Here is a 23,339-nt window from a genome sequence, read left to right as displayed (position 1 = left end):
GCGATCAATAATGGAAGCGGAAGTCGATCCCGACGCGACGCGGGGTCAGCACGCCGCGCGCGTAGTAGCGCTCCACCACGTCGGTGCGGACCTGGTTGAACGACGATATGTCGTTGCTGATCGCGGTCACGGCATATTTGTTGGTGAGGTTGTCGGCGAAGAGGCCGATCTCGAACTGCTTGCTGACATAGTTGAGCGAGGCGCTGTGGGTGACATAGCCCGGGATCGCCTCGCCGTTGCCGCGCAGCCCGACGCGCGAGTAGATCTCGCCGCGGTAGACCGTCGCCCAGATCGCCTCGATCTTGCGATCCTGGTCGAGCGCGTGGCTGTAGATGACCTGCGCGCTGCCCGAGTTCTTGGCCGAGCCCGGCAGGCGATCCCCCTCGAAGGCGTCGTAGCGGACGCCCTGGCTGACCACGAGCCCTGTGACGTCCTGGGTGAGGTGCGCGTCGACATAGGAATAGGTGCCGATCACGGTCAGCGCGGGCAGCGGGCGCAGCGTGGCCTGCACGTCGAAGCCGCGCGACACCGCGTCGGCGCCGTTGACGGTGATGCCGATCGCGCCGTTGACGGTCTGGCTCGGCACCTGGACTCCGCTCCAGTTGATCTCATAGCCGTCGACGGTCAGCTGGAGGCGCTTGTCGAACAGGCTGGCGCGCAGGCCGATCTCCTTGTTGCGGGTGCGGTCGGGGCCGTAGACCAGCTCGTTGGGCAAGGCGCACAGGTTCTGCCCGGCGGGCAGCGGCTGGATACAGGGGACGACGCGGTTGACGCCGCCGACGCGATAGCCGGTCGAGTAAGTGAAATAGGCGAGCAGCCCCTCGCCGAACTTGTAGGAGGTGTTCGCCTTCCAGACGAGGCCGTCCTTGGCAGTGTCACCGGTGCGGATCCGGCTCGGGTCGATCGTGAACGAGGGGTAGGGCATGCGGGCCAGCCCGCCGCTCAGCAGCGGCAGGTCGGACCCGCCGCTGACCTCGGCGTCATACTTGAAATAGCGCAGCCCCCCGGTCACCTGCCACGCCTGGGTGAGGTGGAGCGTGCCCTCGCCATAAGCCGCTTTCTCCACCGTCTTGCTGTTGACCTGCGAGATATATTCCAGGTTGTCCGGCCGCGGGATGTCGAAATATTCGGCGAAACCGGGCGTGTACTCCTGGCGGTTGCTGTCGAACTTGAGCCGGTTATAGAAGCCGCCGATCACCCAGTTGAACGGGCCGCCGTGCGTCGAGACGAGCCGGACCTCCTGGTTGAACTGCTTATAATGCTGCTCGTTGTCGGCATAGGAGGAGAATTGCGGGAAGGCCTCGTAGCCGTAGTCTAGATCGAGCAGCAGGTCGGTATTGTCGTCTACCGAGGTGATGTGCTGCTTGGTATAGGCCGTCGTGCTGACGAGCTGCGCGATCCCGCCGAGATTGATGTCGAACTCCGCCGCGAACAGGTCGGCGTCGCGCTCGACCGGCTCAAGGTAGCGCCACGGTCCCTCGTAGCGACCGGTGTCGAGCACGCCGGCGGCATTAGCCTGGCGCCCGCCGGTCTTGGTGTTCTGGTGCGCGTAGGTGAGATAGGCCTTGATGTCGGGGTTGTACTCCAGCAGCAGTTGATTGCGCGTGGTGAAGGTGTGCTCATAGTTCACATCCTTCTTGCGCTTGAAGTTGCTGCCGTAATTGCCCGTGTTGAGCGAGCCGGTCGACGTCTCCGTGGCGCGGCCGGGCTGCGGGTCGGAGACGCCGGGCTGCTGCAGCAGATAATTGTAGTCGATGAAGCCGGCGTTCGAATAATAACCCGTCGCGGTGCGGAAGGCGATGTGGTCGCGCACGATCGGCACGTTGAGCGCGACGTCGCCGACCGCGCCGAAATCGTCGGAATAGGATTGCGCATAGCCGCGGCCATGGACGTTGAGGCTGAAGCGATCGGTCTCGGGGCGATTGGGCAGGTAGCGCACCGCGCCGGCCAGCGTGCCGAGCCCGTAGAGTGTGCCCTGCGGCCCCTGCAGCACCTCGACCCGGTTGATGTCGATCAGCTTGAAGTCGAGGTAGAGCGGCACTTCGCCGAGATAGACCCCCACTGCATTGCCGCTGTCGGCGCCGCCGACGCTGGTGTCGCCCGACGAGATGCCGCGCAGGATGATCCCGCCGGTCGAGCCCGGGCCGGTGTCTGCGACGGTGACGCCGGGCGTGAACGAGGCGAGCGAGCGGATGTCATCGAGCCGCTGCGACGCGATCGTCTCGGCCGAGACCGCGCTGATGTTGATCGGCGCGTCCTGCAGCGTGGTGCGCCGCCGGCTGCCGGTGACGACGATCTCGTTCCCCTCGACCGCTGCCGCGGTGTCGTCGGGCGCGGCGGCGGCCGGTGCCGCGCCCGTCGCGGCCTCCTGCGCCAGCGCCGGTCCACCGGCCACGCCCATCAGCGCGGTCGCGCACAGCCACCCTGCGCGGGAGAAACGTCCTGCCATCAAAGCCCCCAATCGGTACGTTGAACGCGTCGCCCCTCCGCGACTGTACGGTCCGCGCCGGCGCCTCGCGCGGGGCCGATCGCTGCGGTGCGAGAGTGTTGGCAGCGGCGGCAAATCGATATGGGGTGTTTGACGTAAGCGGCGGCGTCCGCCCTCGCGTCTACGTCAATTGGCGCATGTCGGCCGCGTCGCGCGCGGGTCTATGCCGGTCGCATGGCCCTTAACGTCCCTCTCGCGGTCACCGCCTGCGCGATCCTCTCGACCGCGGTGCCAGCGGCGGCCGAGCGCCGGGCCAGTGCGCGGCTGGTCCATTGCGGCGCCGAGACCTGTCTACGTCTCTCCGGACAACGCGCCGGGGTGGCGGTCGCGGTGCGGGTGGACGGCCACGACCTGCCCGTCACCGGCGAGCGTTCGTGGCAGGCGACGGTACCGCTCGCCGAGGCGCGGAGCTGGCGGCTCACCCGCGGCTATGCGGTGCCGGTCACGCTGGTCGATCGCGCCGGCGGGGCGGAACGCAACTTGGCGGTGCCGGTGCCACCGGGCGCGCTCGGCGCGCGCATGGAACTCGCGTCGCTGATCGTCCGCGCGCGCTGACCCTGCGCGGGACGCTACGTCTCCCGCCCCGCGCTTGTGCCCGCGCGGGCGCGATCCTACATGGCTGCGACCCGATCGCCGGAGAGCGATGGGCAGCGATGCAGGAGATTTAGGATGAAGATCGGTCTGGCCGCATGTGCCGCAATCCTGATGGCCACGCCCGCGCTCGCCGCGCCCGGCGCCGACCCGCTCTCGGCCGAGAGCAGCGTGTTGAACCTGCGCGGCATCGATCTCACCAGCGTCGAGGGGCAGCAGCGTCTCGCCATCCGCATGGACCGGGTCGCCGACACCGTCTGCGGGCAGGGGATGAGCAGCGTCCATCTCGCGCTCGCCGCGCAGGCGCGTGAGTGCCGCGCCGACGTGCTCAGCGACATGCGCAGCCGAGTTGCCGCAGCGACCGCGGCGCGTGACAGCGGCACCTCGACCCAGCTCGCGATGCGCTGAGCGGCGGACGCGGGCGATCGCCGGCCGGTCGCCCGCACCGCCTCGTCAAACGGCGTATGGTGACGGGTGACCCGGCGGGGCACGCTCCGGCTCATGTGCCGCTCCTTCCTGTATCGCATCGGGCGCCGGGTGTTGATCCGGCCGCGCCCACTCGCTCGCGTGCTCGTCGCCTCCATCCTGCTCGGCGCGGCGCCGGCGCCGTTCCCGCGCTTCGCTCCTTGGATCGACGGCACCGCCGACGAGCCCGAGACTCAGGTGCAGCGGATCGATCCGGACACGTTCGTCATCCGCCAGTCGGTGCGGACCAATTTCGAGGCGCCCTTCCTCTACCTGCTGTTCGGCCGCGATCGCGCGCTGCTGATCGACACGGGGGCGGGCGGGCTGCGCGTGCGACCCACCGTCGACCGGCTGATCGCGACATGGCGCGGCGCACACGCGGGCCGGCCGGTCCGGCTGATCGTCGCGCACTCGCACGGCCACGGTGACCATCACGCCGGCGACGCCGAGTTCGCCGACCGTCCCGATACGCGATTGGTCGGGCTGACACCCGATGCGGTCGCGGCCTTCTTCGGCATCCGCGACTGGCCCGAGCAGGTCGGCCGCTATGATCTCGGCGGGCGCGTGCTGCGCATCGTCCCGACGCCCGGGCACGAGCCCGCGCACATCATGGTCTATGACGCCCGGACGCGGCTGCTCTTCTCCGGCGACATGCTGTATCCCGGCAGGCTCTACGTGCCGCGCGACCAGACCGCGGTGTTCCGCGCCAGCGCCGACCGGCTGACGCGGTTCGCACGGCAATACCCTGTTCGCGCGCTGCTCGGCGCGCATGTCGAGATGACCCGCACGCCGGGCCAGGACTATGCGATGCGCGCGCCCGCCCACGCTGACGAGCACGGGCTCGCGCTGCCGCCGGCAGCGATCGCCGAGCTCGACCGCGCGGTGTCGACCGCGCCGTCGCTCGAGATCGACCGACACGCCGATTTCATCGTCTATCCGGTCGCGCCGCGCGAGCCGTAGGGTCTGATCCCTCCCACCGTGCTCCGGCGAACGCCGGAGCCCAGAGCCACGGGGGTGACGCGCGGGGCTCTGCGCTCCTGCATGCGCAGGAGCACGACGACGCCGGCGGAATGAGAGTCACGCCCTGAACTAGTCCCCGATCCGGCCGGGCTTCTCCCACCACGACAGCGTGTGGGCGTCGTGCGCGCTGGTCCACAGCCCGGCGCGCGTGTAGTGCAGCGCGCCGCTGCCCGCGGCCCGGCCGACGCGCGCGGTGATCGCGAGCGAGACCGGGTCGAGCACGACGAAGGTCTGCCCGGCGGTGGTGCGCAGCCAGACCTTGCCGCCGCCCGCGTCGATGTCGCCGTACTGGAGCGTCGCGTCAACCTTGACCCGCCCCGTCACGTCGCCGCTCGCCGGATCGACGCGCGCGACGGTGCCGTCGCCCTGCTCCTGTACCCACACCGCGCCCTCGCCCGCGACCAGGAAGCCGGGCTCGCGCCCCAGAGCGGTGCGATGGACGACGCGCTCGACGGCCGGATCGATCTTCTGCAGGCTCTGCCCCGCCGCGCTCACCGCCCATAGCGCGCCCATGCCGAACGACAGGTAGAAGGTGCCGGGATCCACCGGGATCGACGAGGCCACGTTGTTGCTGGCGGGATCGATGCGCGCGACGGTGCCGGCGGCGTCGCTCGCCACCCAGATCGAGCCCGCGCCGGCGGCGACGTTGAGCTCGCCCTTGGGATTGGCGATCCCGGTCGGGATGGTGGCGGTGATCCTCGCGGTGCGCAGGTCGATACGGTTGACGCTGAGCGCGTCGCAGTCCGCCACCCAGAGTGACCCGAAGGCAATTGCCATCGCGCCGCACGGATGGGCCATCGCCACCTCGGCCTGCTTGCCGGCGCGCGACCAGCGCTCGACCCGCCCTTTGTTGGTGGCCCACACCGAATCGCCGTCGACCGCGAGAAAGTCCGCGAAGCCGGGGACCTGAATCACCTGCTCGCGCGGCGTCGCCGACCAGGCCGGCGTCGGCGCCGCGCTCGCGAGCAGGGCGGAGAGCCCGATCGTTGCCGCGCGCGCCGCTGCCCGCGGCGTCAAGCCGCCGCCCCCGCGCCGTCGTGCTCATGCTGGTCGTCGCGCCCCGTGTAGCGCGCGATCAGCGGGCGCGCGGGGAAGAGGAACTGCTCGCCGATCGACAGCCGCCGGCGCTCGTCCTGGCCGACGATCTCGGCCTCGCCCTCGCCGAAGGTGCCGAAGATTCTGTCCAGCAGGATCAGCGAGTTGCCATAGTTGGACCGCGTCTCCGCATAGCCGGTCGAGTGGTGCAGGCTGTGGTGGCGGATCGTGGTGAAGACGAAGGCGTACCAGCGCGGCGGGTCGAACCGCGTGTTGGCGTGCGCGAAGGTGGAGACCACCGCCAGCACGTTGAGCGCACAGAACATCGCCGGCTGCGGCAGGTCGAACAGCGCGAGCACGCTGAGGCTGATCAGGAACAGCTCGATCGGGTTGCCCACCGCGCCCTTCATCGCGTTGAGCTGGGTGAGGTGATGGTGCGGCGCGTGGGTCGACCAGAAGAAGGCCTGATTGTGCATCAGGCGGTGCATCCAATATTGCCCGAACTCGACCAGGAAGACGGCCAGCGCCACCTGCGCCACGAACGGCAGGTGCATCGCCCACATGGTCGTGATCCCGAGCCCGTGCTTCAGCGCGGTCAGCGGCTCGTCGGCGAGCGTCTTCGACGCCCAGGCGATCACGGTGTAGCTCAGCGTCACGTAGAAGACGTCGGTCAGGAATTCGCGCCAGGTCAGCCGCCAGCTGGCATGTCGCTCGTTGACCCACTCGAGCGCCTGGATCATCGCGGTGGTCGACAACGTCGCGATCACGATCGACCAGGCGCTCCCCGTCCACGCCGCTGGCGCGAGCGCCCAGAACAGTAGCACGGCCGCGACCATCACCGGCTGCACGTAGCTCATCATCGCCTGCTTCATCGTCACCAGCTCGCACACATCAGAGTCGTGCCATTGAGGCTAAGCAAGCGCTGCATCGCTCGCAGGTGGGCGAATGACGTAGCCGTCGCGTCAGTCGACCGCGATGCCGTGGCCGCGCAGGAAGGCGCGCGCCGGCTCCAGCGCCTCGGCGTGGCGGCGCCAGCGGCCGACGGCGTCGCGGTACAGCGGGCGGCGCACCTGCGCGGCGCTGGGGGTGGACACGGGCGCGGCGTTGGCTTGGAAATCGAGGCAGGCGTCGGACCAGTCCAGCCCGCAATGGTCGAGCAGCCGACGCGTCTGCCCCGCCTGATCCTCGACCAGCGCCTCATAGCCGAGCTCGAGCACGCGGCCCGGCAGCGCCGCGCGCCAGAGCGCCATCAGCCGGTCGAAGCGCTGGTAATAGGCCGCGGTGTCGAGCAGGTCGTAGCTATAGTCGTAGTAGCGCGAGCCGACCGCGAACAGGTTGCGGAAGTTGGCGAGCACGGTGTCGAGCGGGTCGCGTCGCAGGCACACGATCGCGGCCTGCGGCAGCGCGCGCGCGATCACGCCGAGATACAGGAAGTTGCCGGGGAATTTGTCGACGAAACGGGGTCGGCGTCCCGCCACGTGCGGTGCCGCCCGGGCGAGATAGTCGCGCCCGATCGCAGTCGGGTCGGCGCGCGCCGCGGCGCGGATCGTGTCAGGGTCGAGCACGCGGCGACCGCGCGTGCCGGCGGCCGTTTTGACCGCGAGCGGCAGCGCCTGCAGCTCCCCCGCGCTCTCCACCTCGGGGTGCGACGACAGGATGCGGTCGACCAGAGTGGTGCCGGTGCGCGGCATGCCGACGACGAGGATCGGCGCCGCGCTCGGCGCGTCGCGCGCCACCTGCTCCGCGGCCGGCGCCCAACAGGCCTCGATCGCGTCGAAGATCGCCGCGTCGTCGGCGAAGCGATAGGGCAAGGTGGCGCGGTGCTCGGCGTTGGTCTGCGCCAGGATCGCGAAGGCGCCGTGCGGGTCGGCGAGGTCGTCCAGCTCCTTGGCGAGCGCGTAGCCGAGCAGCAGCCGGTCGCGCGGCGCGGTGGCGGCGGCGCGCGCGGCGGTGAGCCGGTCGACATGGTGGCGCTCAGCGGTCTGGCGCCGCAGCCCGGCGAGCAGGTGGTGCGCGCGCGCGTCCGCCGGCGCGCGCGCGATCAGTGCCTCCAGCGCGTCCTCGGCCTCCGCCTGCTGGCCGACGAAGCTCAGCGCTGCGGCGTGATTGTAGCGGAAGGCGGCGTTCGTCGGATCGAGCCGCACCGCCGCGGCGAAGTGCGGCAGCGCGGCGGCATGATCGCCCAGCCGCGCGTAGACGCAGCCCATCGTGTCGCGCCCCAGCGCGTCCGGCGGCGGCGCGGTCTCGGCCGCGGCCAGCGCGCGCGCGGCGGCATCGTCGCGCCGCACCAGCGTGTACAGCCGCGCGAGCTGGGCGTGATATTCGCCGCGCCTGTCGCGCGCGATCGCCTGCTCGATCAGCGCGATCCCGCCGCTCACCTTCCCCAGCATCGCGGTCGCCAGGCCCGCGAGGAAGAAGGGCTCGGCCATGGCGGGCGCGGCGTGGCGCCAGCGGTCCGCGGCGGCGAGCGCGGCGGCGATCTCGCCGCGCGCGAGGGCGCCGCGGATCGCGCTGGCGGTGGCGTCGGGCGGCTGAGCCATCGTCGTCCTGCGCTAGCGCGTCAGCGTGGTGACCGCGATCGCCGTCGCCGACGCCCGATTCTCCACGCCCATCTTCTCGAAGATCTGCTCGAGGTGCTTGTTCACGGTGCGCGGGCTGATCTGGAGGATCTCGCTGACCTCACGGTTGGGCTTGCCGCGGCTGATCCACAGCAGCACCTCGGCCTCGCGCGAGGTCAGCCCGTGCTGCGCGGCGAGGATCGTCTTCTCCTCGCCCTCGTGCCGCTCGGATAGGCGGAACACCCATTGCGCCGCGGGGGTGCAGCGCAGCAGCCCGGCCTCCAGCGTGCGCTCGCCGACGGACACGCTGATCCGCGCGCCCGGTGCCGGCGCGCTCGCCTGGAGCTGGCGCAGCGCGGCGGCGAAGGGCGGCGGCAAGATGCCCGAGGCCGCCGACCAGCCGGGGAACAGCCGCTCGAGCATCGCGCCCGCGACCGGGGTCAGCCATTGCGGCTCGCCCGCCCGGTCGACCGCGAGCGCGGGCCGCCCGCTGGTGTCGAGCGCGAGCTGGCTGCCGTGCGCGACGCGCGCGGTGGCGAGATGGACGCGGATGCGCGCCAGCAGCTCGTCGATCTCGATCGGCTTGCTGACGAAGTCGATGCCACCGGCGTCGAGCGCGCGGACGACGTGCTCGGTCTCGGTCAGACCGGTCATGAAGATGATCGGGAGGTGCTGGAAGGCGGAATTGGCCTTGATCTGACGCGTCGTCTCGAAGCCGTCGAGCTGCGGCATCACCGCGTCCATCAGGATCAGGTCGGGGGTCACGCGCCTGAGCAGATCGAGCGCGGCCAGCCCGTCGATCGCGATCAGCACGGTCATGCCCGCGTCCTCCAGCGTGCTGGTCAGGAAGCGCAGCGCCTCGGGCGTGTCGTCCACCACCAGGACGACGGGTCGCGGCGGGTCGGCCGGGTCAGCGCGTCGCATCGTCGATCGTACCGAGCAGCGCGCGCAGGTCGAAGTCGCCGAGCTGTCGCCGCAGCACCGCCGCGAGCGCGCCGGCGGCGGGGACCGCGCCCGCGAGATCATCGATCGCGCGCTCGACGCCGCGGACATGGCCGACCTCGGCGAGTTCGCGCACGCGCGCGAGCAACGGTGCGGCGTCGGGCGGGAGACCGGCCTCGGGCGTGGCGGGGGCGGGAGCGGCGGGCGCGACCGGCTCGGCCTCCTCCCAGCGCAGCCCGAGCTGCGTGCCGATCAGCGCCACGAGCCTGTCCAGCTCGACCGGCTTGGTGACGAAGGCGTCGTGGCTGCTGCGATCGTCCCCGCCGGCGCGGAAGGCATGGGCGTCGGCCGAGACCATCACGATGCGCAGCGCCGCGCCGTGCACCGCGCGCAGCCGCTCGGCGACCTGCCAGCCGTTGAGCCCCGGCATCTGGATGTCGAGCAGGACGATGTCGGGGGTGACCTCGGCGGCGAGCGCGATGCCTTCCGTGCCGTCCGCCGCGGCGTGTACCACGAAGCCGAGCCCGCCGAGCAGCGCCCGCAGGATGTGGCGCTGCCCCGGGTCGTCGTCGATCACCAGCACGGTGCGACGCGGTCCCTCATAGCCGATGATCCGCCCGCGCCGCCTGCTCGCGCGCACCGGCGCGGCGGACGACGGCAGCATGGCGCGGAAGCGGAACGTGCTGCCGGCGCCCGGCGTGCTGGTCACCGCGACGTCGCCGCCCAGCACGCGGGCGAGCACGCGCGTGATGGCGAGGCCGAGCCCGATGCCGGGCTGGCGCTGCGCCGCCGCGAGGCTGCCGCGGTCGAACGGCTCGAACACGCGCTCGAGGTCCGCGGGCGGGATGCCGATGCCGGTGTCGATCACCTCGATGTCGGCGACCTGGCTGCGGTACCTCACGGCCAGCGTGACCTGACCCGCGGGCGTGTATTTGATCGCGTTGGAGACGAGGTTGATGAGGATCTGCCGCAGCCTCTTCTCGTCCGCCTTGACCTGCTCGGGCAGCCGGTCGCGCACGTCGAGCGTCAGCGTCAGCCCCTTGGCGCTCGCCTGCATGCGGAACATGTCGACGACGTGCTGCAGCAGGGCGCGCAGGTCGACGAGGTCCTGCCGGATCGTCAGCACCCCGCTCTCGATCCGCGAGATCTCGAGCAGCCCTTCCACCAGGTTGGTGACATGCTCGGCCGAGCGGCGGATGATCGTGCCCGCCTCCGCGCCGGAGAGATGGTGGTCGCGCTCGAGCAGCTGGGCGTAGCCGTAGATGACGTTGAGCGGCGAGCGGATCTCGTGGCTGACCGCGACGAGATAGCGCGTCTTGGCCTCGTTGGCCGCCTCGGCCGACTCCCGCGCGCGCCGCAGCTCGGCCAGCGCGCGCGCGGGCGCGGCGGGCTCGGGGCCGAGCGGCGCGCCGTCGAAGGGGTCGGCCGCGGCGGTCACGCCCCGGCCGGGCGGGAGAGGCCGTCGATGTAGGCGCGCCAGCCGCCCAGCGCGGTGATGTCGCGCGCGCCCTCGATCGCGCGCGGCTCGGCGACGAAGCCCTTGACGACCGACCCGTCCGCCAGCGTCACCGAGCCGATCGCGAGCGGCGCGGGCACCTCGACCACGAAGCTGCCGAAGGCGGCGACGTCGAGCTCGTACACCTCCACCGCGATCGCGGCGCCGTCGGCGGCGTGGATCAGCGCGGGCTTGGGCGGGGTGCTGTTCGCGATCGCGTAGAGCCGGTAGCTGGGCGCGGTGGTGGTGGCGGCGACCAGCCGCGCGTCGCGCGAGGTGAGTTGCCAGTGCAGCGGCATGCCCTCGAGATGGGCGCCGACGACCGCGAGCTTCACTGTGTCCATTCTGTCCTCGATGTGGAGCGGAGAGGGAGGGGGCAGCGCGGCGGCGTCGAGATAGGCCTGCCCGGCGTCGAGCAGGCCCGTGTCGCTCCACGCCGGCGCGATCAGGGTGACGCCGAAGCCGGTGCCATTGTCGCGCCAGCCCGCCGGCACAGCCAGCGCGGCCATGTCGAGCAGGTTCACGAAATTGGTGTAGAGCCCGAGGTTGCTGTTGAGCGCGACCGGCGCCGCGCGCATCTCCGCGATGCGATAGATCGTCGGCGCGGTCGGCAGCGCGAGCAGGTCGACGCGCTGCCACATCGCCTCCGCGGCGCGCTGCAGCTCGGCGAGGCGATACTGGCCGCGGAACACGTCCACGCCGCTGGTCTCACGCCCGTCTTCGAGGATGGCGCGGACGGTCGGGTCGAACGCCGCGGGGCGCTCGTCGAGCAGCGGCAGCGCCGCGGCGACCCGCTCCGCCACCCACGGGCCGCCGTAGAGCAGCATCGCCGCCTCGCGCAGCGGCGTCATGTCGAGCTCGACCAGCTCGGCGCCCTGCGCGGCGAGCGTCGCCAGCGCGCGCTCGTACAGCCGCTCCGCCGCGGCGTCGCCGAGGAAGAGCCGCTGGTCGGGCCGCGGCACGCCGATGTGGCGCGGCGCGAGCGCGCGCTCCTCGCCGGTCCGGGAGTAGGGATCGGCCGGGTCGAAGCCCGCGACTACCGCGTCGACGATGCGCGCGTCCGCGATCGTGTGGGTGAGCACGGTGATACAGTCGAGCGTGCGGCAGGCGGGCACGAGCCCGGTCGTGCTCCACCGCCCCTTGGTCGGCTTGAGCCCGATCAACCCGTTGAAGGCGGCGGGGACGCGGCCCGACCCGGCGGTGTCGGTGCCGAGCGCGAAGGCGACCAGCCCCGCCGCGACCGCCACCGCCGACCCCGAGCTGGAACCGCCGCTGACATAGGCGCGGTTGAACACGCAGGCGGGCGCGCCATAGGGGCTGCGCGTGCCGTTGAGCCCGGTGGCGAACTGGTCGAGGTTGGCCTTGCCCAGCGGCACCGCGCCCGCCGCGACCAGGCGTTCGACCACTTCCGCGGACTCACCCGGCGTATAGGCGAAGTCGGGGCAGGCGGCGGTGGTCGGCACCGCGGCGAGGTCGATATTATCCTTGATCGCGAAGGGCACGCCCGCGAGCGGCAGCGTCTCGCCTGCCCCCACGCGCGCGTCGACCGCGGCGGCGGCGCGCAGCACCATCTCCTCGTCGAGTCGCGTGATCCACACCGCGGGCTGCACCGCGGCATAGGCGGCGATCCGCGCCAGCGCCTCGCGCGCGACCGCGACCGCGCTGGTCGCGCGGGCGTTGACTGCAGTGGCGATGGGGCCGATCTCGAAGCGCAGGTCGCTCATGCCACCTCCACCGCCAGCATCGCCCGCCCCGGCGAGAGCGCCTGCTTCTCCTGCACGTAGATGCCGCGCACGACCCCGCTGACCGGGCTGATCACCGCCGATTCCATCTTCATCGCCTCGATGATCGCGATCGTGTCGCCCGCGCTCACGCGCGCGCCGTCGGTGACGAGCAGTTTCCATAGGCTGCCGCCGAACGGTGCCTCCACCATCTCGCAGCCGTCGGGCAGCACGATCTCGCTGTCGCTCGCGGCGGAGTCCGCCTCCTCGCTCAGCGCGGCGACGCGGTCGAACTCGCCGTCGCGTTCCCAGGCGGCGCGCTCCGCGTCGAAGGCGGCCTGGCGCCGTGCCTGGAAGGCCTCGATCGTCCCGGCGTTGTCGGCGAGGAAGGCGCGATAGTCGGAGAGGCGGAACACCTCCTCCTCGATCCGGATCGCGCGCCGGCCGAGCGGGAAGTCGCGCCGCCACTCCGTCAGCTCGTCGTGGCTGACCGGGAAGAAGCGCACGCGGTCGAAGAAGCGCAGCAGCCAGGGCTTGCCGTCGCGGAAGGCGTCGGTCTGCCGCCACGCGTTCCACACCTGGATGGTGCGCCCGAACAGCTGATAGCCGCCCGGCCCCTCCATGCCGTAGATGCACATGTACGCGCCGCCGATGCCGACGACGTTGGGCGGGGTCCAGGTGCGCGCCGGATTGTATTTGGTGGTGACGAGGCGGTGGCGCGGGTCGATCGGGGTCGCCACCGGCGCCCCGAGATAGACGTCGCCCAGTCCCATGACGAGATACTCGGCGTCGAAGACGATCCGCTCGACCTCGTCGATGCTGTCCAGCCCGTTGACGCGGCGGATGAACTCGATGTTGTCGGGGCACCAGGGCGCGTCGTCGCGCACCGACTCGATGTATTTGTCGATCGTCTGGTAGATCGCCGGGTCCTGCCACGACAGCGGCAGGTGGACGACGCGCGAGGGGATCTCGAAGTCGTCGAGCCCGCCCAGCCGCTCCTCCGCGGCGACCAGCGCCTCGAGCAGCGCCGCCTGCGACAGCAGCCGGCTGTCATAGTGGAGCTGGAGCGAGCGGATCCCGGGCGTCACGTCGATGATGCCGGGGAGATCGCCCCGCTCGACCTCGAGCATCAGCGCGTGGACGCGCAGCCGCAGCTCGAGGTCGAGCACGATGGGCCCGTATTCGACCAGCAAATTGCGGTCGCCCTGCTGGCGATAGGTCACCGCCGGGCGCACGCCCTCCGCCGCGATCCGGTGGAGCACCGGCGAGCCGAGCGCGTCGTCTAGTGGCGCGGGCTCGCTCATCGCGCCGCCGAGGGTGGCGACGAGCGCGTCCTGCGCGCGCTCGGCGGCGGCGGCGCCGGCCTCGTCGATCGGCGCGAAGCGGACGCTGTCGCCGGGGGCGAGCTGGCCGACCTTCCACAGGTCCGCCTGCGCGACGACGAAGGGGCAGACGAAGCCGCCGAGCGACGGCCCGTCCGGCCCGAGGATGATCGGCATGTCGCCGGTGAAGTCCACCGCGCCGATCGCATAGGCATTGTCGTGGATGTTGGACGGGTGCAGCCCGGCCTCGCCGCCGTCGGTCCGTGCCCACTCTGGCTTGGGGCCGAGCAGGCGGACGCCGGTGCGGTTGGAATTGTAATGCACCTTCCACGCCGTCTCGCGCAGCATCGCGATGTCGCCGGGGGTAAAGAAATCGGGCGCGCCGTGCGGGCCGTAGAGCACGCGCAGCGTCCACTCGCGCGTGATCGCGGGGCGGTCGGCGGGAGCGAGCGTCCCCCCGACTGGCAGAGGGGCCGGGGTGCGCGCGAGGTGCAGCGTGTCGCCGGTCATCACCGCGCGCCCGGCGTGGCCACCGAACTCGCCCAAGGTGAAGGCACTGCGGCTGCCGAGAAACAAGGGCACGTCGAGCCCGCCCGCGACCAGGATATAACCGCGCATCCCCGCGCCGGTGACCCGCCCGATCTTGAGCGTCTGCCCCGCGGCGACGTCGATCGGCGCGTAGCAGCCGAGCGGCACGCCATCGAGCGTGGCGCCGAAGTCGGCGCCCGTCAGGCAGACGCGCGCCGCGGCGTTGAACAGCAAGGTCGGCCCGGCCGCGGTGATCTCCAGCCCGGCGGCGTCATCGGCGTTGCCGACCAGCCGGTTGCCCAGCCGGAAGGCGAGCGGGTCCATCGGCCCCGAGGGCGGCACGCCGACGTGCCACAGATGGAGCCGACCGGGATGATCCTGCACCGTGGTCGAGGCACCCCCCGCCAGCACGCGGATCGTGCGCGGCATGTAGGCGATGTCGGCGAGCGCGCGCGTCGACACCGCGCCGCTGGTGAAGACGTCGGAGCGCACCACCGTGCGCAGCCAGTCGAGGTTGGTCTCGATCCCGGCGATGCTCGTCCGGTCGAGCGCCTCCTGGATCGCGGCGACCGCGGCGTCGCGCGTCGGCGCGGTGACGATCAGCTTGGCCAGCATCGGGTCGTACCAGGCTGACACCTCGGTCCCCGCCGCGACCCAGGTGTCGACGCGCGGCCCGTCCGGGAAGGTGACGCCGACGAGCCGGCCCGAGCTCGGGCGATAATCCTGCGCCGGGTCCTCGGCGTAGAGGCGCACCTGGATCGAGGCGCCGCGCGGTGCCGCGACGAACCCGTCGAGGAAGCCGAAGTCACCCGCGGCGCCACGCACCATCCACTCGACCAGGTCGACCCCGGTGACCTGCTCGGTCACGCCGTGCTCGACCTGGAGCCGGGTGTTGACCTCGAGGAAGAAGAAATCGTCGCGCTCGGCGTCGTAGAGGAACTCGACCGTGCCGGCCGAGCGGTACGAGGCGGCGGCGGTGAGCCGCACCGCGGCGTCGATCAGCGCCTGCCGCGTCGCGGGCGGGAGCAGCGGGGCGGGGGTCTCCTCCACCACTTTCTGGTTACGCCGCTGGAGCGAGCAGTCGCGCTCGCCGAGCGCGACGACATCGCCCGCGCCGTCGCCGAACACCTGCACCTCGATGTGGCGCGCCCGCGCCACATAGCGTTCGAGGAAGACGCCGCCGTCGCCGAAATTGCCCGCGCCGAGCCGCGCCACCGTGGCGAAGCCGTCGCGCACGTCGGCGGCGTCGGCGCACACCTTCATGCCGATGCCGCCGCCCCCCGCGGTCGCCTTGAGGATCACCGGATAGCCGATGCGCTCCGCCGCGGCGAGCGCGGCGGCCTCGTCGCGGAGCAGGTCGGTGCCGGGGGCGAGCGGCACGCCCTGCGCGGCGGCGAGGTCGCGCGCGGTGTGCTTGAGCCCGAAGGCGCGGATATTGTCGGGCGTCGGGCCGATGAAGACGATCCCCCGCGCCGCGCAGGCCTCGGCGAAGGCGGTGTTCTCCGAGAGAAAGCCGTAGCCGGGGTGGATCGCCTCGGCGCCGGTCGCCTCCGCCGCGGCGAGGATCGCCTCGACGTCGAGGTAGCTCTCGGCCGCGCGGGCGGGGCCGATGCGGACCGCCTCGTCGGCCTGCGCGACATGCGCCGAGCCGGCGTCCGCGTCGCTGAACACCGCGACCGATCCGACGCCCATCTCCCTGAGCGTGCGGATGATGCGGCAGGCGATCGCGCCGCGGTTGGCGATCAGGACCTTGGTGAACATCAGCCGATCACCTGCATGCGCACGGGCGTGGGGTCGAAGCCGTTGCAGGGATTGTTGATCTGCGGGCAGTTGGAGACGACGACGATCACGTCCATCTCGGCGCGCAGCTCCACCGTGAGACCCGGCGCGGAGATGCCGTCGACGATCCCGAGCGTGCCGTCGGGCTCGACCGGCACGTTCATGAAGAAGTTGATGTTCGACACCATGTCGCGCTTGCCGCGGCCGGCGCGGGTGTTGGCGTCGAGGAAATTGTCGACGCAGCTGTGCTGCGCCTTGGTGTGGTGGCCGTAGCGCAAGGTGTTCGACTCGCACGAGCAGGCGCCGCCGATCGTGTCGTGATAGGCGACGCTGGTGGCGGTGATCGTCATCATCGCGCGCGCCTCGTTGGACAGCAGCACCGCGCCCTCGCGCAGGAAGATGTTGCGCTGCGCCGCGATCGTGTCCTGCGCGCTGTAGCGCTCGGCGTCGTCGTCCGCGGCGTACATCAGGAAGTCGACCGCCTGGTTGCCCTCGAGGTCGATGATGCGCAGCGTCTCGCCGGCATGGACGCGGTGCATCCACGGCGCGCGCGCGGGCACCACCTCGTCGTGGCGGAGCGTGCCGGGGAGGGGAAGGTCAAGGCTCATGTCGCTCCCTTCAGCGCGCATAGAGATCGTCGGTGTTGAGAAAGGCGCGCTCGCCCTCGGGCGTCGACACGCGGATCGGATCGTCCGCGGCGGCGGGCGCGCCGCGCCACGCGGTCGCGCGCAGCGGCGTGACGGTGTAGTCGGGGCGGGGGTCGAGCACGTGCGGGCAGTTGGCGAGGACGACGATCACCTCCATCTCGGCGCGCAGCAGCAGCGTGCGCCCGGGCGCGAACGGCCCGACCTGCGGCTCGGTCGCGCCGTCCGCCGCGACGCGGACGCCCTTGAACCAGGTGACACAGGGGTGGACGTCCTTGCGGCCCAGGCCGTGCTTGGCGACCGCGAGCATGAAGCGGTCGCGCGCGTTCGGATGCGGCCCGTAATTGGCGCCGTCACCATAAGCGCGCGCGTTGGAGGCGGCGGTGGAGGCGCCGCAGAAGGCGTCGTGCGTGCCCGCCCCGTCCTCCAGGATCGTCATCATGACGCGCCCCATGTCGGAGAGCAGCAGCCGTCCCGCGCCGAGATAGCCGTTCCACTGCACCTTCAGCGTGTCGGCGACGTTGAGCCGCTCGGTCGGCATGTCGGCGTTGAACAGCAGCATCGCGGCGCAGGCGTCGCCGGCGACGTCGACCAGCCGCAGCCGCGTGCCGCGCGCCAGTCGCCGCGCCGCATAGCCGCCGGGTGCGATCGTCTCTTCCCACACCACGCCCGCGGGCGCGTCATCGGCCGCGGCGGGGAGCGTGGGCATTGCCTCCACGCGGGTGCCGGCCATGGCGCGGGCGTGGTCGCGGGCGCCGGCGGGATCGGCGGTGCTGGTCGTCATGCCAAGTCTCTCTGCGGAAGGTCGTCGCCGCCGAGCGCCTCGACCAGCGCCGGCGGCGGCAGGGTCTTGCGGTCGAGCGACAGGTCGTAGGTGACGGTGGCGCCGTAGCGGTGCGGCGCGTGCGGGTCGTGGCGGCGCTTGTCGAAGGCGAGCACGCGCGTGCCGAGCTTGAACGCCTCGCCGATGTCGTGCGTGACCATCAGGATGGTCAGCCCGTGCTCCTGCCACAGCCGCGTGATCAGCGCGTGCATGTCGAGTCGGATGCCGGGATCGAGCGCGCCGAACGGCTCGTCGAGCAGCAGCACGCGCGGGTGCTTGACCAGCGCCTGCGCGATCGCCAGCCGCTGCTGCATCCCGCCCGACATCTGCGCGGGATAGACGTGCAGGCTGTGCTCGAGCCCGACCGCGGCGAGCATCTCGACGGCGGTGTCGCGCGCGGCGCGGCGGCGCGCGCCGAACAGCCGAGCGGTCAGCGGCGCGCCGGCGCACTCGATCCCGAACAGCACGTTCTGCAGCGCGGTGAGGTGCGGGAACACCGAGTAGCGCTGGAACACCACGCCGCGATCCGGCCCGCACTCGGCGCGCATCGGGGTGCCGCCGAGCAGCACCTGCCCGCGCGTCGGCGCTTCCTGGCCGAGGATCAGGCGCAGGAACGTACTCTTGCCCGCGCCCGAGGGGCCGACCACCGCGACGAAGCCACCCTCGACGAGCTGGAGCGAGACGCGCTCGAGCACGATCTTGTCGCCGTACTCGACCCAGACGTTGCGGAGCTCGACCAGCGCGCTCATCGGCCGCCCCCGTGCGCCCAGGGAAAGGCGCGGCGGCTCACCAGCAGCAGCAGCGCGTCCGCGGCGATCGCGAGCAGCGAGATCCAGGCGACATAAGGAAGGATGATGTCCATCGCGAAATAGCGCCGGACCAGGAAGATGCGGTAGCCGAGCCCGACGTCGGCGGCGACCGCCTCGGCCGCGATCAGGAACACCCAGGCCGGCCCCAGCGACAGCCGCAGCGCCTCGATCAGCCGCGGCATCAGCTGCGGCAGCGCCACGCGCAGCGCGAGCTGCCAGCTGTTGGCGCCGAGCGTCTGCGCCTTGGCGATCTGCTCCGCCGGCAGCCCCGTGACGAAGCCGGTGAGGTCGCGCGTCATGAAGGGCGCGACGCCGATCGCGATCAGCGCGATCTTCGACGCCTCGTCCAGCCCGAGCACGATGAACAGGATCGGCAGCACCGCCACCGGCGGGATCACCGCGATGATAGCGATCACCGGGCCGAGCAGCGCGCGGGCGAGCGGCACGACGCCGAGCAGCAGCCCCAGCACCAGCGCGCTGCCGGTGGCGATGGCGAGGCCGAGGCCGAGCCGGTACAGGCTCGCCAGCGTGTCGGCGACGATGACGATGCGGTCGCTGGCGGGGTCGCGGTCGGTGCTGAAGCCGTGGATCGCTTCCGCCATGGCGGAGAAGGTGGGCAGCAGCTTGTCCGCGGGGTTGGCGGCGTGGCGCGCCTGCGAGGCGACCAGGTAGACGAGCAGCAGCGCCACGATCGGCACCGCCCCGAGCAGCAGGCGCGCGCCGCGGCGCGGGCGCAGGTCGACCAGACGGGTCACGCGCGACCTGCCGCGGGCGCGGTGGTCCGCCGCCCGTTGCCCGATCCGTCGCTGTGGTCGCGTCCTATGCTCATCTCGTTCCCGTCGTCGCCCCCGTTGATCGCGGGCATGGTTGCTCGATCGCCGCGACCGCCTGGTCCGGCGCCCGTCGCCCGATCGGCCGGCTGCGCGGCTACAGCTTCCCGTCCGCCGCCATCTTCATGTAGCTGGGATCGAAGCGCAGCTTCACGTTCTTGGGATCGCCCAGAGACTTGCCCCCGGCGAAGCTGATGCCGATCGCGTCCACGGACTTCGCGCTCGGCCCGAACAGCCCGTGCGCGAAGCTGAACTGGCGCACGCGGTCGGTCACGGTGACGAGGTCAGGATTGGCGGCATAGGCCGCGGCGTCCTGCGCGCGCGCGTAGAGGTGCGTGGTCTTGAGCTGATCGTCGAAGCTCTGCGGCGTGGTGCCGGCGGCCTTGGCCATCGCGGCGCGTGCGGCGCGGCCCGCCGCATCGTCGCGGGTCATGACTGCCATCGTCTCGTACCAGATGCCCGCCAGTGCCTTGCCCAGGTTCGGGTTGGCGCGCAGCGTCTCGGTGCTGACGTTGAGCGTGTCGAGGATCTCGTTGGGGATCTTGGAGCTGTCGAACACCTCGGTGGCGCCCTTGGTCGCGCGGATCGTGGCGAGCTGCGGGTTCCAGGTGGCGACCGCGTCGACGCTCGGCGCGGCGAAGGCGCCGACGATGTCGGCGTCGCCCGTGTTCACCGTCTTCACGTCGGCGAGCGTCATCCCGCTCTGCTCGAGTCCGCGCGCGAGCAGGAAGTGCGACACCGACAGCTCGACCAGCTTGACCGAGCGGCCCCTGATGTCGGCCATCGAGCGCGCGTTCTTGAGCACGACGCCGTCGTTGCCGTCCGAATAGTCGCCGATCAGCAGCACGGTGGTGTCGCGGCCGCCGGCCGCCGGGATGGTCAGCGCGTCCATCGTCGTCGAGACCACGCCGTCGAGCTTGCCCGCGGCATATTGGTTCACCGATTCGACGTAGTCGTTGACCTGCACCAGGCGGATGTTGATGCCGTATTTGTCGGCCCATTTCTTCACGATGCCGGCCTGCTGCGCGTACGGCCACGGCATCCAGCCGGTGTAGATCGACCAGCCGATGGTGAAGTCCTTCTTCGCCGCCGCTGCCGTATCGCCGCCCGGGCCGGACGATCCACTGCCACAGCCGGTCAGCGCCAGCGCCAGCGCGACCGCCGCTACGCCGCTGAACCATCGTCGTGCTGCCATTCGCGAACCCCCGTCATCGCCTCGCCGCCGTCACCCAACCTCCGGCCCGATGCGGGTTCAAGCGAGGCGGCGAGACCGGGGCGGCATCGTCAGGCATAGGTTGCCGGCCCGCAGCTCATCGATGAAGATCGAAAATGATGATGAAAGCCATCAACCTCATCTATGGCCGGTGTTGCGCCCGGCGCCGCCGCAGCACCTCGTCGAGGAACAGCTGGGTCGGGGTGTCACGCGTGCCCTCGGCGCGGGCGAGCAGGAAGATGTCGTAGAAGGGCTCCATGTCGGGGTGGAGCAACGGCCAGAGCTGGCGCTGTTCCACCGCTTGCCGTGCCGCCATCACAGGGAGGAAGCCGATCCCCACACCCAGCGTGATCAGGCGCTTGGCCTCGTTGATGTCCTCTGCGCGGCCGGTCGCGCGCGCGCCGAGCCGGTAGCGTCGGCGCAGCCGCGTGACGGTGTCGAGCTCGTCCTCGCCGGTGAGCACGAAGCCCTCGTCCTTGAGCTCGCCGAGCCGCTCGACGCGGTGACCGAAGAGCGGATGGCTGCGCGCGCAGTAGAGCTGCTGGCGCTCCACGAAGAGCGGCTCGTAGAGCAGGCCGCCGCGCACGTTGCTGTCATAGCCGACGCCGATCTCGGCCTCGCCCTGCTCCAGCGCGTCCAGCACCGCGCGCCACGGCGACACGCGCAGCTCGATGTGGATGTGCGGGTTGCGGCGGTGGAAGCTGGCGATCGACTCGTCGAACTCGGGCGAGGCGACCGCCGAGATCAGCTGGATCCGCACCGCGCCCTCGACCCGCCGTGTCGCCTGCGCGACCTGATGCGGCACCATGCGCGCCGTCTCCAGCATCTCCTCGCACAGGCCGAGCAGCGCGCTGCCCGCCGCGGTGGTCTTGATCCCGGTGGCCGAGCGCTCGAGCAGCTGGACGCCGACCTGCTCCTCCAGCCGCTTCAGCGCGGCGCTGATGCTGGGCTGCTGCTTGTGCAGCTTGCGCGCCGCGGCGCCGATGCCGCCGGCACGGACGATCTCGACGAAGGTGCGCAGCAGGTTCCAGTCGACCCGACTGGCGAAATGCTTGTCCAGCACCGCTCCTCGATCCACCAACAGCCCGCTCCCGCTCGCCCGCACGGCTTTATCTTACGGGCGGGCGGGTCAGGCGCAACGCAGTGGCGATCGATGAGGTGTCCGGAGACGGGCGCCGCGACCTGGGTGATCGCGCGGCTCACCTTGTCTGACCCGGCGTGCTCCCGCGCAGGCAGGAGCCCATGGCCGCGAACGTCATCCTTGGGGCTCCTGCGTCCGCCGGGGCACACTGACCGCTCGGACGAGAGGGATCAGTCGCTAGACCGGGGACAGCCGCGCCTTGAACAGTCGTCTTACCAGCCGCGCCTGCCCGATCCGCCCGACCAGGTAGAGCGTCGCGAAGATGCCCGCGAAGACATAGGCCGCGGTCGGCGCCGGCTTGTCGTCGTCGGCCTTGGCCTTAGGGTCCTTCTTCTTCGGCTTCTCGGGCGCGGGCGCGCCCAGGAACTTGTCGATCGCGCTCATCGGCAGCTTGGCCTTGGCTTCCTCGCGCTTCTCCTTTGCCGCGATCTCGGCGGCCGTCGGCTTGTTATACTCGCCGACCAGCACGGTGAGCCGCGCCACGCCGAGGAAGAGCAGCGGCGCGAGGAAGCAGAACAGCAGCGCGCGGCTGGTCAGATGGTAGCGCAGGACCGGCGCCTCGGCACCGCTCTCGACCCGCAGCTCGCCGCCGTCGAACACCGCCATGCGGTCCTGCGCGGCCTGGTCGCGCTTGTGGAAGCTCAGCCGGCTACCGTCGCGCCGGCGCGTGGTGCCGGGTTCGCGGAACAGCGGGTCGAGGCGTTCGAAGACGTCGTCGCTCGTCTGTCCGGGAGAAAGCGCCAGGCTTCCCCTCACATGCCAGATCCACTGTACCAAGCGGTGGTTCATCGCTGTTCCTCTGATCGCGGCGGCGATGGCGTCATTCCGCCGGCATCACCGAGCGCCGGCCGAGCCGCTCCTTCAGCGTCCGCCAGGCATCGGCGAAGGGATAGACCATGGTCTCGCGGATCGACATCGGGCGACCGCCCTCCATGCCGAGCAGCTCGGCCTCGCCGTCGACGCAGGTGCCGAACATGCGGTCGATGACCACCCACGTGCTGGCGTAGTTGCTGCGGCTCGCCTCATAGTCGCGCGAGTGGTGTACGCTGTGATGCTCGGTGGTGTTGAACAGGAAGCGCCACCACCGCGGCGAGTTGAAGCGCACGTTGATGTGCTGGTAGGTGCCGACCGCCAGCCCGAGGCTGCCGGCGAGCAGCGCGGCGCGCGGCAGGAAGTCGAACAGCCCGCCGATGCCGAGACCGATGAGGAAGAGCTCGACCGGGTTGCCGACCGCGCCCTTATTGACGTTGAGCTGGGTGATATAATGGTGCGGCGCGTGCGTTACCCAGAGTGGGTACCAATTGTGCATGCCGCGGTGCATCCAATATTGGCCGAAGTCGAACACGAACGAGATGATGAACGCCTGCAGCAGCAGCGGCAGGCCGATGAACCAGGCGAGCTTGTGCCAGTCGAACGAGCCCTGCACGGCCTCGATCACCGCGTCGCTGCCGATGAAGCCCTCGATCAGGCGCAGCACGGTGTAGCCGAGGCTGACGTAGAAGAGGTCGACCGTCAGCTCCTTCCACGTCAGCCGCCAGCTCTCGTGGCGCGGCGCGAGCCATTCCAGCCCGAGCAGCAGGATCTTGAAGCCGATGCCAATGCCGACCGCGGTGGAGGCTTTGGCGATCGAGTTGGGCGCATAATACCAGAAGGCGATCAGCGCGAACAACATCGTCGGCTGGAACCAGGTGAAGAAGAAGAGGCGCAGCGGGCCGCCCTCGACCTTCGGGATATTTTCCCACCCCACCGTCACCGGCGATTGCGCACCGATCACCCTTCTGCCGACTCGAACCCCGTCCATCTCGTCCTCGCGCCGTCAAGCTGCGGCACTTGTGACGAAAAAGCTCGGCGGACGTGATACGTCATCGGACGTATACCAGCGAGGATGCTGCGGCAGCGGCCGGCCGGCGTCGACCCGCGGAACCCATCGGCTGC

General features: G+C 71.1%; 19 protein-coding genes. 3 read left to right on the top strand and 16 right to left on the bottom strand.

Annotated elements, in window-relative coordinates; all coding sequences use genetic code 11:
* Positions 1 to 4 precede the first annotated feature (4 nt).
* Positions 5 to 2,449, bottom strand: coding sequence for a TonB-dependent receptor (locus tag K7957_RS09345; RefSeq protein ID WP_223011669.1), 2,445 nt, complete (start codon positions 2,447 to 2,449; stop codon positions 5 to 7).
* Positions 2,450 to 2,662: 213 nt separating this feature from the next.
* Here K7957_RS09345 and K7957_RS09340 point away from each other — a divergent pair, with 213 nt between their 5' ends.
* The 3 genes from K7957_RS09340 (at position 2,663) to K7957_RS09330 (ending at position 4,504) form a co-directional block, all read left to right on the top strand.
* Positions 2,663 to 3,043: a hypothetical protein gene (locus K7957_RS09340; RefSeq protein ID WP_223011668.1), complete on the top strand. Its 381-nt coding sequence runs from the start codon at positions 2,663 to 2,665 to the stop codon at positions 3,041 to 3,043.
* A 114-nt stretch (positions 3,044 to 3,157) separates the two neighbouring features.
* A complete protein-coding gene (locus K7957_RS09335; RefSeq protein ID WP_223011667.1) occupies positions 3,158 to 3,487 on the top strand; it encodes a UrcA family protein in 330 nt (109 codons plus the stop codon).
* Positions 3,488 to 3,619: 132 nt separating this feature from the next.
* Positions 3,620 to 4,504: an MBL fold metallo-hydrolase gene (locus tag K7957_RS09330; protein ID WP_246616853.1), complete on the top strand. Its 885-nt coding sequence runs from the start codon at positions 3,620 to 3,622 to the stop codon at positions 4,502 to 4,504.
* 129 nt (positions 4,505 to 4,633) lie between these two features.
* On the opposite strand, the gene K7957_RS09325 is transcribed toward K7957_RS09330, so the two are convergent.
* From K7957_RS09325 to K7957_RS09255, 15 genes are all read right to left on the bottom strand, one after another.
* On the bottom strand, positions 4,634 to 5,581 hold the full coding sequence (locus K7957_RS09325) for a Vgb family protein (RefSeq protein WP_246616852.1): 948 nt from the start codon (positions 5,579 to 5,581) through the stop codon (positions 4,634 to 4,636).
* Positions 5,578 to 6,456: a sterol desaturase family protein gene (locus K7957_RS09320; protein WP_343228359.1), complete on the bottom strand. Its 879-nt coding sequence runs from the start codon at positions 6,454 to 6,456 to the stop codon at positions 5,578 to 5,580. The genes K7957_RS09325 and K7957_RS09320 overlap by 4 nt, the downstream gene beginning before the upstream one ends.
* A 105-nt stretch (positions 6,457 to 6,561) precedes the next feature.
* Positions 6,562 to 8,139 (bottom strand): tetratricopeptide repeat-containing sulfotransferase family protein, encoded by a 1,578-nt coding sequence (locus K7957_RS09315; RefSeq protein WP_223011665.1) that lies wholly within the window; start codon positions 8,137 to 8,139, stop codon positions 6,562 to 6,564.
* Between the two features lie 12 nt (positions 8,140 to 8,151).
* Positions 8,152 to 9,081 carry a response regulator transcription factor gene (locus K7957_RS09310; protein ID WP_223011664.1) on the bottom strand — a complete coding sequence of 310 codons (930 nt, stop codon included), beginning with the start codon at positions 9,079 to 9,081 and terminating at the stop codon, positions 8,152 to 8,154.
* Positions 9,068 to 10,537, bottom strand: a complete 1,470-nt coding sequence (locus K7957_RS09305) for a hybrid sensor histidine kinase/response regulator (RefSeq protein ID WP_343228358.1) — start codon at positions 10,535 to 10,537, stop codon at positions 9,068 to 9,070. Before K7957_RS09305 ends, K7957_RS09310 begins: the two co-directional genes overlap by 14 nt.
* Entirely contained in the window at positions 10,534 to 12,318 is a 1,785-nt protein-coding gene (gene atzF, locus K7957_RS09300) for an allophanate hydrolase (protein WP_223011663.1), read from the bottom strand. The genes K7957_RS09305 and atzF overlap by 4 nt, the downstream gene beginning before the upstream one ends.
* Positions 12,315 to 15,926: an urea carboxylase gene (gene uca / locus K7957_RS09295; protein ID WP_246616851.1), complete on the bottom strand. Its 3,612-nt coding sequence runs from the start codon at positions 15,924 to 15,926 to the stop codon at positions 12,315 to 12,317. The genes atzF and uca overlap by 4 nt, the downstream gene beginning before the upstream one ends.
* Entirely contained in the window at positions 15,926 to 16,552 is a 627-nt protein-coding gene (locus K7957_RS09290; RefSeq protein WP_223011662.1) for an urea amidolyase associated protein UAAP2, read from the bottom strand. Before K7957_RS09290 ends, uca begins: the two co-directional genes overlap by 1 nt.
* Positions 16,553 to 16,562: 10 nt before the next feature.
* A complete protein-coding gene (locus K7957_RS09285; protein WP_223011661.1) occupies positions 16,563 to 17,372 on the bottom strand; it encodes an urea amidolyase associated protein UAAP1 in 810 nt (269 codons plus the stop codon).
* Complete coding sequence (locus tag K7957_RS09280; protein WP_223011660.1) at positions 17,369 to 18,160, bottom strand: ATP-binding cassette domain-containing protein; 792 nt, start codon at positions 18,158 to 18,160, stop codon at positions 17,369 to 17,371. The genes K7957_RS09285 and K7957_RS09280 overlap by 4 nt, the downstream gene beginning before the upstream one ends.
* A complete protein-coding gene (locus K7957_RS09275) occupies positions 18,157 to 18,975 on the bottom strand; it encodes an ABC transporter permease (RefSeq protein WP_223011659.1) in 819 nt (272 codons plus the stop codon). Before K7957_RS09275 ends, K7957_RS09280 begins: the two co-directional genes overlap by 4 nt.
* Positions 18,976 to 19,147: 172 nt before the next feature.
* On the bottom strand, positions 19,148 to 20,245 hold the full coding sequence (locus K7957_RS09270; protein ID WP_223011658.1) for a putative urea ABC transporter substrate-binding protein: 1,098 nt from the start codon (positions 20,243 to 20,245) through the stop codon (positions 19,148 to 19,150).
* 160 nt (positions 20,246 to 20,405) lie between these two features.
* On the bottom strand, positions 20,406 to 21,368 hold the full coding sequence (locus K7957_RS09265) for a LysR family transcriptional regulator (protein WP_425517186.1): 963 nt from the start codon (positions 21,366 to 21,368) through the stop codon (positions 20,406 to 20,408).
* Positions 21,369 to 21,581: 213 nt separating this feature from the next.
* Positions 21,582 to 22,160: a hypothetical protein gene (locus tag K7957_RS09260; RefSeq protein WP_343228357.1), complete on the bottom strand. Its 579-nt coding sequence runs from the start codon at positions 22,158 to 22,160 to the stop codon at positions 21,582 to 21,584.
* Positions 22,161 to 22,224: 64 nt separating this feature from the next.
* Entirely contained in the window at positions 22,225 to 23,205 is a 981-nt protein-coding gene (locus tag K7957_RS09255) for a sterol desaturase family protein (RefSeq protein WP_223011656.1), read from the bottom strand.
* Positions 23,206 to 23,339: the final 134 nt, after the last annotated feature.

The sequence above is a fragment of the Sphingomonas yunnanensis genome (genome assembly GCF_019898765.1).
Classification (GTDB): domain Bacteria; phylum Pseudomonadota; class Alphaproteobacteria; order Sphingomonadales; family Sphingomonadaceae; genus Sphingomonas; species Sphingomonas yunnanensis.
This window is presented reverse-complemented; position numbering and strand designations above follow the sequence as displayed.

Excerpts from the sequence above, each read along its gene's own strand:
- K7957_RS09270 (WP_223011658.1), bottom strand. The coding sequence starts at position 20,245 with ATGGCAGCACGACGATGGTTCAGCGGCGTAGCGGCGGTCGCGCTGGCG.
- K7957_RS09290 (WP_223011662.1), bottom strand. The coding sequence starts at position 16,552 with ATGAGCCTTGACCTTCCCCTCCCCGGCACGCTCCGCCACGACGAGGTG.
- K7957_RS09345 (WP_223011669.1), bottom strand. The coding sequence starts at position 2,449 with ATGGCAGGACGTTTCTCCCGCGCAGGGTGGCTGTGCGCGACCGCGCTG.
- K7957_RS09340 (WP_223011668.1), top strand. The coding sequence starts at position 2,663 with ATGGCCCTTAACGTCCCTCTCGCGGTCACCGCCTGCGCGATCCTCTCG.
- atzF (WP_223011663.1), bottom strand. The coding sequence starts at position 12,318 with ATGAGCGACCTGCGCTTCGAGATCGGCCCCATCGCCACTGCAGTCAAC.
- K7957_RS09315 (WP_223011665.1), bottom strand. The coding sequence starts at position 8,139 with ATGGCTCAGCCGCCCGACGCCACCGCCAGCGCGATCCGCGGCGCCCTC.
- K7957_RS09280 (WP_223011660.1), bottom strand. The coding sequence starts at position 18,160 with ATGAGCGCGCTGGTCGAGCTCCGCAACGTCTGGGTCGAGTACGGCGAC.
- K7957_RS09255 (WP_223011656.1), bottom strand. The coding sequence starts at position 23,205 with ATGGACGGGGTTCGAGTCGGCAGAAGGGTGATCGGTGCGCAATCGCCG.
- K7957_RS09320 (WP_343228359.1), bottom strand. The coding sequence starts at position 6,456 with ATGAGCTACGTGCAGCCGGTGATGGTCGCGGCCGTGCTACTGTTCTGG.
- uca (WP_246616851.1), bottom strand. The coding sequence starts at position 15,926 with ATGTTCACCAAGGTCCTGATCGCCAACCGCGGCGCGATCGCCTGCCGC.
- K7957_RS09310 (WP_223011664.1), bottom strand. The coding sequence starts at position 9,081 with ATGCGACGCGCTGACCCGGCCGACCCGCCGCGACCCGTCGTCCTGGTG.
- K7957_RS09285 (WP_223011661.1), bottom strand. The coding sequence starts at position 17,372 with ATGACGACCAGCACCGCCGATCCCGCCGGCGCCCGCGACCACGCCCGC.
- K7957_RS09335 (WP_223011667.1), top strand. The coding sequence starts at position 3,158 with ATGAAGATCGGTCTGGCCGCATGTGCCGCAATCCTGATGGCCACGCCC.